Origin of the sequence: Pseudomonas antarctica, assembly GCF_001647715.1 — a bacterium.
GTDB classification, from domain to species: Bacteria; Pseudomonadota; Gammaproteobacteria; order Pseudomonadales; family Pseudomonadaceae; genus Aquipseudomonas; species Aquipseudomonas antarctica_A.
On sequence record NZ_CP015600.1, the window covers coordinates 3951415 to 3964861 of the forward strand.

The following is a 13447-nucleotide window of genomic DNA, read 5'->3' on the forward strand; positions in this document are numbered from 1 at the left end:
CGCAACGACAAATTAAAGGGGACCTTCGGGTCCCCTTTGTGCTTTCTGGCGCACGGGTTCAGACGGGTATGGGCCTATCCAGTATTGATTGGGTAACAGCCACCAGCGCACGTTTTTCCTCTATCGCCCAACGCTCTCCCACCGCAATGCGTTGCGTTGATAGAAAGTCGGCTTGCGGCATTCCCGCAGGCCCGACAATCTGCTGGCGCTCTAAACCAAAAAGCCTCATCACGTCTTCCAATGCCTCGTTTATATCCTCTAGATGCGAGACACGAGCCGCAGCATTCTCGGCCTCATCATAGGCTCTGACGCACGTTTCGAGGTCATCCAGCACCGACGATTGTTCTTGTAGCAATTGTTTTGTTTCACCGAAGTGTTGCTCAATCTCTTGGGCATAGAGACTCGTCAGGTGATTGCCCCAAAAGGTCTCTTCCACCAAGAAGCGCGCCAGCGCACCCGGCACGGCCTCCTGCTCCAGCACGGTTTCGCCAGCTTGGCGGATGAGCGGTTCACTGACCGGGTACAAGTGCGCAAACGTCAAGAGGCGCGGCTGAAGCGGTAAGTTGAGCCGATCGGCCAGGGACGTTCGATAAACCAGATCCACCTCGATACCTTCACTATAGGGCTCTCTGGGCCAATCAACGACACCTGCCGCGCTCGCAATCGCGCGTACCTGGCGCTCGGCGGCGTCTGCGGCGAGAGCCCCTGGCGCGCCCAACTCCGCTGCGGCTTGCGCGGTATCTGCAGCGGCTGTTGCCGCCAGAGCGGCTTCGGCCAAAGCGGCGGCACCGGGCAAACCTTGTTCTCCAGCCACCGTCGCAGCCATGTTCAGCGCATCCGCAGCAGCACGTGCGTGCAAGGCCGATTCGCGCCCGGCAATATCCGCGCTGACCAGTTTATCCAGCTCCACCAGACGAAAATGGCCCCTGCCCAGCTCTATCAGCCTCGGTTCTACCTGCAAAGTACCCGCGTCAAGCCTGGCTTTATGAATCCGCACCTGCAGACGGAGTTTGAACAGCACATCAGTGCGTTGGTCCGTGCAGGTCCCAGGGACGTCGACCGCCTTGAAAATTTCCTGACGAAGTGCCTCATCGTCCGAAACATCTCTTATCAGCTCCCAGACTTGCCCAGCGAGCCCGGCACGCGCATTCGCTGCCTTGTAAGTGGCCGAACGGGTCATGTCCGCAATCAACCGAAAGAAAGCATCCGCACCAGGTTCTGACCGAAGGTCGCGCCATAGCTGCTCCAGTTGCACACGTTGAGCGGCCGGCATTTCCTCAAGCCAAATCAACAAGGCAACGCTCTCGGTGACATGCCGTGACATCGCCCTGTCGAGCAATGCCACACCACTGCGCTGTCGATAGGCTTCAATTCGATCCCGGGTTTGCTCGGACAGTGGATTCTCACCCAATGTCGTCCCCCTGTTCTGCTGCGCTGTTCGCTCAAACAGCGTTTCAGGCAGTTCCTGCAGCAGGTTGTTACGCAAGTCCAGACGCGTTAACCAACGCAGCTCCAGCCCTCCGACAGGCAATACGTTCAATCCGCACCTGGCCAGGTAGAGTTGATCCAACCGCGTCATAGCACTGACATCAGGTGCCAGCAGCAGAGGGTTGTTCGCCAGTGAAAGCACCCGCAAGTGGTTCAAGCGCGCCAACGCCGCCACGCTGTCAGCGGTCAACTGCAGTTGGTTGTCCGCCAGGGACAATCGGCTCAGCCCGCTCATGCTGCCAATAATCTTCGGCAGATGAGTCAGGCGATTTCCACTCAAATCCAGGTGACGCAGCCCCTTGAAGGAACCCAGAAACTCGCCGACATTATTCGAATTCGACAACCTCATGTTTCGCAGCGTCAGGCTTGCGACGTTGGGCATTTCAACCGTTAACGTCGGCAAGTCTTCGACATGCCAATTGCTGAGGTCCAGGGCGTAACCTGTCGCCTCATCGGCATTATTGCGGACGAGATCGGTACGTCGCTGCCAGCACCTCTTGATCCGCTCTGCCACCTTCAACTTAAGAGGCTGAGTGCCTGCCCATTGCTTCAAGTCCTCACTCAAGCGGTCAAATTCAACCTGCATTCGGCGAACCTCCTTGAGCATGAAGGCATCACCCTGCCCCTTGACGTTCAGGTAGTCCTCTATTTGCTCCAGCGTCGAACCGGGATAGAGCTTCTGAGCTTTGAGACGGCATTGAATGGCACGCGTTGAAGGCGTTACCGCGCCGTCACCACGAGCACCTTGAGCCAATCCCATCGGCGATTGATAGCCTTGCTCGACGGCGGGCATATCGAGGGTGTCCCGCAGCTCGGCAGGGGTACGCGCCTGCTGCTGCAAGGCACGGCGAAGATTAGTCCAACGCGCTTGCGCCGGGTAAACCATCACCTCGACATCAGGCGTCGGCACCCACTCAAACAGTGACTCGTAGAACCTGTCGGTGTCATAGGCATGCCAGGTACTCCCTACGCGTCCATCGGCACGCTTGATCCAGACATGTCTGCGTTTGGCATCGAGTAGTCCGATACTGTCCAACACCGGCCCTGTGTAGGTGCCGTCACGCAACTCGATACGTACGGTGTCCGACCACCCCGGCATATTCTCCAGGGTGTGCAGGGCGAGACGCGCCATGTCTTCGCTCATGCCTACAGGGAGGTAGAGGCTTTCGTAGGCCCGCTGCAGGCGAAATGCGTCGAGGTATTCGCGCGCCTCTTGCGAAAGCTGCAAAGGCGGTCGTTGGGTGGTAATCAGTTGCTGACGCTGAACCTCATCCATATGTTCCAGCAATTGCTCGACCGCTACGTCGGGCAACGCGGGAAACGCCTCCTGGATCCAGCGTGCAGGCGCGTCTGGACTCTGAGGTACGGCGTTCAACAGCTCATCACGCTTGAGCCGGGCCGCCAGTGCCAGTCGCAGTCTTAACCTCGACAGGGTCATGCCGGGATCACGCGGGCGGCGCAACAAGTTGGTCAGTTCCCACGAGTAACTGCCTGAGGAAGGATTTTTACTGAGCCCTTCGCGCAGCCGGGCTTCCTGGACATCCTCGCCCAACAAGACCTGCAACTGTTCATCGCTCAGCTCCGCGACCACCGTATCAAGCAATTGCCCGCTGTACAGCGCCTGCCTGCTGATCGCTACCTGGGCCTTCGCTTGGGAACCCGCAGGCGCCTGATAAATCGTGGCGCCTTGTTCAGTGTCGATGACACTCAGGCCCCTGGACGGTGGCCAGATTCTTTCGTGGGTCAGCAGTTCCACCTGCAGGTCAGGATCTGACTGGCTGTAGACCTCGGCGTCGGGACTGCACATCTGCTCCATAAAAACGCTGTAACGACGACCGATCTGAAAACGTCGGATGCTCTCGGCCAATAATGGTGGCGGTGGCGACAGGTCGATATACATCCTGCGCAATTGATCTTCGTGAATACCGCTGACCTGGTAAATCTGCTCTAACTGCTCGTCGCTGAGCCCGTCCACCGAAGGGCCTATACGCCGCATAAGCGTGCGCCGGTCCCAACTGAGCGGTTGCTCGAATTCGTGTACCCAGGCGCCCATACCGTTATGCACGACGCGTGGCGCATACCGTCGTAAATCGCTGGGGTGGCGGAGCGTGAATGCGCCATCCGCATTCGCCAGTGCGTAATAACGCCCGTTCTGCGCCGACAAATAACGTTTGCCGGCGTGGGTATACACACCCAGGGAATCCGGGCGCGTGCCCGGTGGTAGGACCACGGATTGTTGGTAATCGTCGACGTCTGGCCTTGCCAGGCGTGTTTTCCCCTGGGGCGAGACCACATGCACCCATCCTTTGACGTACTCAGACTCGCTGATGACCGGAATCAGCGTGTGCCCGGCACCCACAAACGCCAGGTTCAGCATGATCCCTGACGCATGCGCCCACGCCTCTTTCGTATCACCTTCCCTGATCGCGGAAACGGTCTCCTCAAGCTCACTCATCATTTGAATGGCACCGACCATCATCATCAACGGGCCTAACCCCGGCACAACGAATGACGCCAAATTGAGGACATCCAACGCGGCACTGCCAACGGCCTGCAACCATTCACGCTGGGCCCGCGTGTCTTGATCAGCGGTCGACACCACCAGTGCCTTGGCGTTATCGCGGGTCAGGGTGAGCTTCTGCTGCGCCCAGTAGTGCCAATCGACGTAGTACGTTGTTTCGAATATCCGAGGCCGGTGGTGCCCTGCATGGCTGTCTAACGTGAAGTTGTCATGGGGCTCATAGATGTCTTGAGGATCCAGGGTCTGTTTAACCGCGGTAAAAAATTTATGCTGGTACTCAACCGGAATAAATTGACTGAAAAACACCCGGTACTTGAAGACGCACAGACGCTTGGCCAAATCATCGGCCACGGCCCAGAGCGAGGTGTATTCCATCAGGGGCTTGTCTGGGTCACCCGGTATGTAAAGCAGGTAGTTCTCAACCCGCGGGGTGTCCGTGTAAAACAACATGATCTGTCTGGTTTGGACACGCTCGATGGTCGGGGTGGAACACATCATATCGAGTCCCCTCCAAGTGACGACCTTGCTCCCTAGCCGATAGGCGCCGTAATCCATGATCATCTGGAAGCTATCCGCTTCGATGTGTTTACGCGCCAGCGCTATCCGGGCCTGCACCTCCAGTTGTATTTTTTGATACGTCACCAGTTCCCTCAGCAGTGCCGTGGCCGCCGTGCCTGCCTCGGTGCCTGGAGGGTCAACGGGCGCAAGCACTGCGTTAACATGTGCCTGGTACTGCTTACCCAGATCGAGGCTGCGACACAGGGCCGCAAACCGATGAGCAGGCAGTGTCAGCGCCAGCTGTTTGACCGCAAATTCAGTGGGCAATACTGCGCTGTCAGCCTGAAAATCGAACCGGGTAATCAGCTGGCAATCGTCGCATGATCCCGCAATCCCTTCGTCAGCAGAGAAGTTACCCATCGCGGCTTCCAGCAACGTGATGCCGGAGTAGTAATAGTCTCTGGGCCCACCAACGCCTGTGGAAAACGCAAATGCCCCGCCAAAATCGCTGCGCTCATCGACACGGTTGCGGTAGTAAATTTTGCGTGCGTAAAAGGTTTTCCTGACATCCAAATCAAGGTTGAGCTGCGCTTTTATCGCCTTGACCAATAACGGCTCGACAAATTCGACGCTGTCCTTGAGCCCATCAAAAACCCGATCGACCGCATTCAATGCAGCCCAACCGTCGGCATGGGCCGTGTGGAGGTTTTCACACTCAAGGGTACTGGCGCTGAGGTAAAAGTCCGGCACATCAAGTGCAAATTCAGCCAGTTCGCGCTTACGGCGCAATGAAGAGTCGGCATACCAACCCGGGATGTGCTCCCGGATTGGCCCCACATGAATGCTCTGCGCCTCTACCAGTGCGTAGGCGGTGTCTATATCGGGCATATCCGGTCCAGTGAGTGTTCTCAAAAGACCAATTTAATGAGCTACTTTTGCGCCGGGGGCTAAGTAGTTAACGCGTCAGTTCCTTAATGCTGATCTCACGCATGCGAAACTTCTGGATCTTGCCGGTTACGGTCATCGGAAACTCTTCTACGAACTTGAAATGTTTGGGCGTCTTGAAGTGCGCAATGCGGCCCTTGCACCAGGTTTGCAGCTCCAGCTCGTTGGCGACATGGCCGGGATGGAACTTGATCCACGCCACGATCTCTTCACCGTAACGCGCATCCGGGATGCCGATGATTTGCACGTCAGCCACCGCCGGGTGGGTGAAGAAAAACTCTTCCAGCTCACGCGGGTACACGTTTTCACCGCCGCGAATAATCATGTCCTTGTTACGCCCGGCGATGCACACATAGCCGTGCTCGTCCATGGTCGCCAGGTCGCCGGTGTGCATCCAGCCCGCGTCATCGATGGCGTCGCGGGTGCCGTCGGGGTTATTCCAGTAGCCGAGCATCACGCTGTAGCCCCGGGTGCACAATTCGCCGATCTCACCGCGTGCAACCGTATTGCCATCGATGTCGATGATCTTGTTTTCCAGTTGCGGCTGAGTGCGCCCGACGGTAGTGACACGGCGCTCGAGGTCGTCATTGGCGCCGGTCTGCAGTGACACCGGGCTGGTTTCGGTCATGCCATAGGCGATCTGCACCTCGCCCATGTGCAGCTCGCTGATGACACGGCGCATGACCTCGATGGGGCATGTAGCGCCGGCCATGATGCCGGTGCGCAGGGTCGACAGGTCGAACTCGCCCCGGCGCGGGTGATCGAGCAACGCGATGAACATCGTCGGTACCCCGTACAGCCCGGTGGCGCGCTCTTCGGCAACGGCAGTGAGCGTCAGCAGAGGGTCGAAGCCATCATTGGGGTAGATCATGGTGGTGCCATGGGTGATGCAACCAAGGTTGCCCATCACCATGCCGAAGCAGTGATACAGCGGCACCGGGATCACCAGGCGATCCTGCGCCGTGAGGCCCAGGCTTTCACCGACCATGTAACCGTTATTGAGGATGTTGTGGTGACTGAGGGTGGCCCCTTTGGGGAAGCCGGTGGTGCCGGAGGTGTACTGGATGTTGACGGCTTGATCGAAGTGCAGGCTGGCCTGGCGGCTTTGCAGTTGTTCGGGCGGGACGCCTGCGCCGAGGGCCGACAATTGTGACCAGGGCAGGAATCCTGCGGGCGGGCTCGGGTCGAGGCTGATCATGGCACGCAGGTCCGGCTGCAACTCTTGCAGCATGGCGTGGTAATCAGAGCCCTTGAACGACCCCGCACACACCAGCCACTGGCAACCGGATTGCTTGAGGACGTACGCCAATTCGCTGCTGCGATAGGCGGGGTTGATATTCACCAAAATCACCCCGAGCTTGGCGCTGGCGATTTGGCTGATACACCACTCGGCGCAATTGGGAGCCCAGACTCCCAGGCGGTCACCGGTTTGCATGCCCAAGGCGAGGAACGCGCGTGCGTGCAGATCAACAGTCTCGGCCAATTGTCGCCAGGTGTAGCGGCGTTGCTGATGGCGCACCACCAGCGCTTCGCCATCGGGGTATTGCGAAACCGTGTTGTCGAAGGCTTGGCCGATAGTCATGGCCAGCAACGTCTTGTCCTGAGCGCCACGGCTGTAGCTCTGATTCAGTTGATCCATAACGACCCCTTTTGTCTTTTTTGTAAGGTGGACGGCGGTTGCTTGACGTAAACGTAAACTACGATTGACAGCCTCGCAACGCAAGCTTACGTTAACGTAAAGGTGAGCAACCTCCCCCGGCGCTCAACCCACACAAAAACAATGCTCACATTAAGGTGCCTGTCCATGAGTTACCCGTCCCTGAACTTCGCCCTCGGCGAAACCATCGACATGCTGCGCGATCAGGTGCAGTCCTTCGTGGCCAAGGAAATCGCTCCCCGCGCGGCACAAATCGACAGTGACAACCTGTTCCCCGCCGATATGTGGCGCAAGTTCGGTGACATGGGCTTGCTCGGTATCACCGTGCCGGAAGAGTATGGCGGCGCCGGCCTGGGTTACCTCGCGCATGTGGTCGCCATTGAAGAAATCAGCCGTGGGTCGGCCTCGGTCGGCTTGTCCTACGGCGCCCACTCCAACCTGTGCGTCAACCAGATCAACCGCAACGGCAGCCACGCGCAGAAGCTCAAGTACCTGCCCAAGCTGATCAGCGGCGAGCACGTCGGCGCGCTCGCCATGAGCGAGCCGAATGCCGGCTCCGATGTCGTCTCGATGAAATTGCGCGCCGAAAAACGCGGCGACCATTACGTGCTCAATGGCAGCAAGACCTGGATCACCAACGGCCCCGACGCCAATACCTTCGTGATCTACGCCAAGACCGACCTGGAAAAAGGCCCTCACGGCATCACCGCCTTTATCGTCGAGCGCGACTGGAAAGGCTTCAGCCGCAGCAACAAATTCGACAAGCTGGGCATGCGCGGCTCCAACACCTGCGAGCTGTTTTTCGATGACGTGCAAGTGCCGGAAGAAAACATCCTCGGCGTACTTAATGGCGGCGTCAAAGTGCTGATGAGCGGCCTGGACTACGAACGCGTGGTGCTGGCGGGTGGCCCGATCGGCATCATGCAAGCGTGCATGGACCTGATCGTGCCGTACATCCACGATCGCAAGCAGTTCGGCCAAAGCATCGGCGAATTCCAGCTGATCCAGGGCAAGGTCGCCGACATGTACACCCATCTCAACGCGGGTCGCGCCTACCTGTACGCCGTGGCCCGGGCCTGCGAGCGCGGCGAAACCACACGCAAGGATGCCGCTGGGGTGATCCTTTACACCTCCGAGCGCGCCACGCAAATGGCCCTCGACGCGATCCAGATTCTCGGCGGCAACGGCTACATCAACGAATTCCCCGCCGGGCGACTGCTGCGTGACGCCAAGCTGTACGAAATTGGCGCCGGCACCAGTGAGATTCGCCGCATGTTGATCGGTCGCGAACTCTTCAACGAAACCCGCTGACGGAGCGCGCCCATGGCCACCTTGCACACCCAGCTCAACCCGCGCTCGGCGGAATTTGCCGCCAACAGCGCGGCGATGCGCCACCAGGTCGACGCCCTGCATACCCTGCTCGCCCACGTGCAACAAGGCGGCGGCGCGAAAGCCCAGGAGCGGCACACTTCACGCGGCAAGCTGCTACCTCGCGAGCGAATCAACCGTTTGCTCGATGCTGGCTCGCCGTTCCTCGAACTCAGCCAACTGGCTGCCCATCAGGTGTATGGCGAAGACGTACCCGCCGCCGGCGTGATCGCCGGGATCGGCCGCGTGGAAGGCGTCGAATGCATGATCGTCGCCAACGACGCCACGGTAAAAGGCGGCTCGTACTACCCGCTCACGGTAAAAAAACACCTGCGCGCCCAGACCATCGCCGAGCAAAACCGCCTGCCGTGCATCTACCTGGTGGATTCCGGCGGCGCCAACCTGCCCCGCCAGGACGAGGTGTTCCCCGACCGCGAACACTTCGGACGCATCTTCTTCAACCAAGCCAACATGAGCGCCCAGGGCATCCCGCAGATCGCAGTGGTGATGGGCTCGTGCACCGCCGGCGGCGCGTATGTGCCGGCGATGGCCGACGAAGCGATCATGGTGCGCCAGCAAGCCACGATATTCCTCGCCGGGCCGCCACTGGTAAAAGCGGCGACTGGCGAAGTGGTCAGCGCCGAAGACCTGGGCGGTGCCGATGTGCACTGCAAGATCTCCGGCGTAGCCGACCATTATGCCGACAGTGATGAACACGCCCTGGCCCTTGCACGGCGCAGCGTGGCCAACCTTAACTGGCGCAAACAGGGTGAGTTACTGCAACGCACGCCGGTGGCGCCGCTGTACAGCAGCGAAGAGCTTTACGGTGTGATCCCGGCCGACGCAAAGCAGCCGTTTGATGTGCGCGAAGTCATCGCGCGCCTGGTGGATGGCTCGGTGTTCGATGAGTTCAAGGCGCTGTTCGGCACCACCTTGGTGTGCGGCTTTGCCCACCTTCACGGCTACCCGATTGCGATCCTCGCCAATAACGGGATTCTGTTTGCCGAAGCGGCACAAAAAGGCGCGCACTTTATCGAACTGGCCTGCCAGCGCGGGATTCCCCTGCTGTTCCTGCAGAACATCACCGGCTTTATGGTCGGCCAAAAGTACGAAGCCGGCGGCATCGCCAAGCATGGCGCCAAGCTGGTTACCGCAGTGGCCTGCGCCAAGGTGCCGAAGTTTACGGTGATCATCGGCGGCAGCTTTGGTGCCGGGAACTATGGCATGTGCGGGCGCGCCTACGACCCGCGGTTTCTGTGGATGTGGCCAAATGCGCGCATCGGCGTAATGGGGGCAGAACAAGCGGCCGGCGTATTGGTCCAGGTCAAGCGTGAACAGGCCGAACGTGCAGGCGTCGGGTTCAGCGCCGAGGAAGAAGCCGCCATCAAGCAGCCGATCCTCGACCAGTACGAAACCCAGGGCCACCCCTACTACTCCAGCGCGCGCCTGTGGGATGACGGTGTGATTGACCCGTTGCAGACCCGCGACGTGCTGGCGCTGGCCTTGTCAGCTTCGCTGAATGCCCCCATCGAGCCGAGCCGCTTCGGCGTGTTCCGCATGTAAATGGAGCTGTACCCATGAGCGATTTCAACACCCTCGAACTGATCACCGACAGCCGTGGCTTCGCCACACTGTGGCTCAGCCGTGAAGCCAAGAACAACGCGTTCAACGCCGAGATGATCCGCGAACTGATCATCGCCCTCGACCAGGTGCAGGGTGATTCATCCCTGCGTTTTTTGGTGCTGCGCGGACGCGGCAAGCACTTCAGCGCCGGTGCTGACCTAGCCTGGATGCAACAATCTGCCGAGCTGGACTACCACACCAACCTGGACGACGCCCGCGAGCTGGCCGAACTGATGTACAACCTGGCCAAGCTGAAAATCCCGACGCTGGCGGTGGTACAAGGTGCGGCCTACGGTGGCGCACTGGGCTTGATCAGCTGCTGCGACATGGCGATTGGGGCCGATGACGCGCAGTTCTGCCTGTCGGAAGTGCGCATCGGCCTGGCACCGGCGGTGATCAGCCCGTTCGTGGTGCAGGCCATCGGCGAGCGTGCGGCGCGGCGCTATGCCCTGACGGCCGAGCGTTTTGGCGGCCAGCAGGCACGGGATATCGGCTTGTTGGCGGAAAGTTACCCGGCGGGCGAACTGGACCAACACGTAGAACAGTGGGTCGCCAATCTACTGCTTAACAGCCCGGCCGCCATGCGCGCCAGCAAGGATTTGTTGCGTGAGGTGGGCAACGGCGCACTCACCCCGGCCCTGCGTCGTTACTGCGAAAACGCCATTGCGCGGATTCGCGTCAGCGCCGAGGGTCAAGAAGGGTTGCGGTCCTTCCTGCAAAAACGCTCGCCCAGTTGGCAAGCCCAGGAGCCCCGTTCATGAGCACACTGACCACTGTACTGGTGGCCAACCGTGGCGAAATTGCTTGCCGAGTGATGCGCACGGCCAAGGCCATGGGGCTGACCACCGTGGCCGTGCACAGCGCCACGGACCGCGATGCGCGCCATAGCCGCGAAGCGGATATTCGTGTCGACCTGGGTGGCAGCAAGGCCACCGACAGCTACCTGCAAATCGACAAGCTGATCGCCGCTGCACAGGCCAGCGGCGCCCAGGCGATTCATCCGGGGTATGGTTTCCTGTCAGAAAATGCCGGATTTGCCCGTGCAATTGAGGCGGCGGGTTTGATCTTCCTCGGCCCGCCCGCCTCTGCCATTGACGCCATGGGCAGCAAATCGGCAGCCAAGGCATTGATGGAAAAGGCCGGCGTGCCGCTGGTGCCGGGTTATCACGGGGACGCTCAGGACCTGGAAACCTTTCGCGATGCCTGTGAAAGTATCGGTTATCCGGTGTTGCTCAAGGCCACGGCCGGGGGCGGCGGCAAAGGCATGAAGGTGGTCGAGGAGGTCAGCCAACTGGCCGAAGCCTTGGCGTCGGCCCAGCGGGAAGCGCTTTCATCCTTCGGCAACGGGCAGATGCTGGTGGAAAAATACCTGCTCAAGCCGCGCCATGTGGAAATCCAGGTGTTTGCCGACCAGCACGGCCACTGCCTGTACCTCAATGAACGCGACTGCTCGATTCAGCGTCGTCACCAAAAGGTGGTGGAAGAAGCGCCGGCGCCGGGCCTGAGTGTTGCACAGCGCAAAGCCATGGGCGAAGCCGCCGTGCGCGCCGCCCAGGCGATCGGCTACGTGGGCGCAGGCACGGTGGAGTTTTTGCTGGACTCGCGCGGCGAATTTTTCTTTATGGAGATGAACACGCGGCTGCAAGTGGAGCATCCGGTGACTGAGGCGATTACCGGCCTCGACCTGGTGGCCTGGCAGATTCGTGTCGCCCAGGGTGAGCCACTGCCGATCACTCAAGCGCAGGTGCCGTTGAGGGGTCATGCGATTGAAGTGCGCTTGTATGCCGAGGACCCGGCCAATGATTTCCTGCCGGCCACCGGGCACCTTACGCTGTACCGCGAATCTGCGCCGGGACCGGGCCGCCGCGTGGACAGCGGCGTCGAACAAGGCGACAGCGTTTCACCGTTCTACGACCCGATGCTCGGCAAACTGATTGCCTGGGGTGAAGACCGTGAACAGGCACGTCTGCGCTTGTTGAGCATGCTGGATGAGTTCGCCGTGGGCGGGCTCAAGACCAACCTCGGCTTCTTACGGCGCATCATCGGCCACCCGGCGTTTGCGGCAGCTGAATTGGATACCGGGTTTATTCCGCGCTATCAGGACCAGCTACTGCCCGTGGCCGGCGCCTTGAGTGATGAATTCTGGCAGGCAGCGGGCTCGGCATTTATGCAGAGTTTGCCGGCCGGTGAAGGTCCTTGGGCGGATACGCGCGGGTTTCGCACGGGATTACCGGCCGATGTTTCGCTGCACCTGAGCTGCAATGGGCAGGATCATCTGGTAAGGCTGTGCCAGAGCCCGCCGCAGTTGCAAGGTGAACAGTTATGGACCGAACACAACGGCGTACGCCGCGCTCATCTGGCGATGCGTAACGAAGACACCGTGTACCTGCGCTGGAACGGTGAGATGCACGCTGTCAGCCTGTTTGACCCGATTGCGGCGGTCGAGGCCAACCAATCTCATCAGGGTGACCTCACCGCGCCGATGAATGGCAGCATCGTGCGCGTGCTGGTGGAGGTCGGGCAAACCGTGGAAGCCGGGACCCAACTGGTGGTACTGGAGGCGATGAAGATGGAGCACAGCATCCGCGCGCCGCAAACCGGCGTGGTCAAGGCGCTGTTCTGCCAGGAAGGCGAAATGGTTGCCGAAGGCAGTGCCTTGGTGGAGCTCGAAGCAGCGGACTAAAACTTCGCAGTGGCTTGCACGACGACCCCAAGAATTCGGCAATCGTCGGTGAAGCGTAATTTGGGGTAAGTCGGGTTGAGCGGTACCAGGTAAAGCTGGCCGCTCTCTACCAATAACTGGCGAAAGGTCGCCTGGGTGCTGTCGGCCCATTGAGCGACCACCAGTTTACCGGGTTCGGCATCGATGGCCGGGTCCACCAGGATCATCATGCCTGCGCCGATGCTCAGTCCGCTCGGGGCGGTCATGGCGTCTCCTGTCACAGGCAGCCAGAAGGCTTCACCGCGGGCGTGGTAATCGGTCAATTCGAATCGCGCAGCGCCGTAGGTCGGGCGTTCTTCACGAACTTCACAGACGCCCTTCCAGTCGCTGACCGGGTAGCGAAAATACGGGTTGTAGTGTTTTTCCAACGCCGGCGCTTCATGGGCTCTCTCGCGAATTTCCAGCGCCACTTCCAGATCGCCCAGCCCTAACTCGGCAAGTACCCGGTTCATGTCCGCCAGGCTGGGCACACGACGTTTGTTGAGCCAATGCCCAACGCCGCCCTGGGACATGCCCAAGCGTTCGGCCAGTTCGTCCTGCGTGACCTTGCGGTCTTTCATGTTGGTTTTGACCAACGCTATCCAGTTATCCATGGGGCGTGACGATACGTTGCGTATTCGCCACG

The 13447-nt window shown here is 60.0% G+C and carries 7 protein-coding genes; 4 read left to right on the forward strand and 3 right to left on the reverse strand.

Going from position 1 to position 13447, the window contains the following annotated elements:
* Positions 1-58 precede the first annotated feature (58 nt).
* Positions 59-5395, reverse strand: coding sequence for an NEL-type E3 ubiquitin ligase domain-containing protein (locus A7J50_RS17670; RefSeq protein ID WP_064452974.1), 5337 nt, complete (start codon positions 5393-5395; stop codon positions 59-61).
* 67 nt (positions 5396-5462) lie between these two features.
* Positions 5463-7082, reverse strand: a complete 1620-nt coding sequence (locus A7J50_RS17675; RefSeq protein ID WP_167353734.1) for an AMP-binding protein — start codon at positions 7080-7082, stop codon at positions 5463-5465.
* A gap of 174 nt (positions 7083-7256) precedes the next feature.
* Here A7J50_RS17675 and A7J50_RS17680 point away from each other — a divergent pair, with 174 nt between their 5' ends.
* Genes A7J50_RS17680 through A7J50_RS17695 form a run of 4 tightly spaced genes read left to right on the forward strand, consistent with a single transcriptional unit; the run spans position 7257 to position 12783 of the window.
* Positions 7257-8420: an isovaleryl-CoA dehydrogenase gene (locus A7J50_RS17680; RefSeq protein WP_064452976.1), complete on the forward strand. Its 1164-nt coding sequence runs from the start codon at positions 7257-7259 to the stop codon at positions 8418-8420.
* 12 nt (positions 8421-8432) lie between these two features.
* Positions 8433-10040 (forward strand): carboxyl transferase domain-containing protein, encoded by a 1608-nt coding sequence (locus A7J50_RS17685; protein WP_064452977.1) that lies wholly within the window; start codon positions 8433-8435, stop codon positions 10038-10040.
* Positions 10041-10054: 14 nt separating this feature from the next.
* Positions 10055-10861, forward strand: coding sequence for a gamma-carboxygeranoyl-CoA hydratase (locus A7J50_RS17690; protein ID WP_064452978.1), 807 nt, complete (start codon positions 10055-10057; stop codon positions 10859-10861).
* A complete protein-coding gene (locus tag A7J50_RS17695; protein ID WP_064452979.1) occupies positions 10858-12783 on the forward strand; it encodes an acetyl/propionyl/methylcrotonyl-CoA carboxylase subunit alpha in 1926 nt (641 codons plus the stop codon). The genes A7J50_RS17690 and A7J50_RS17695 overlap by 4 nt, the downstream gene beginning before the upstream one ends.
* Here A7J50_RS17695 and A7J50_RS17700 read toward each other — a convergent pair.
* Positions 12780-13415, reverse strand: coding sequence for a LexA family protein (locus A7J50_RS17700; RefSeq protein ID WP_064452980.1), 636 nt, complete (start codon positions 13413-13415; stop codon positions 12780-12782). The two genes, A7J50_RS17695 and A7J50_RS17700, sit on opposite strands and share 4 nt — an antisense overlap.
* Positions 13416-13447 lie beyond the last annotated feature (32 nt).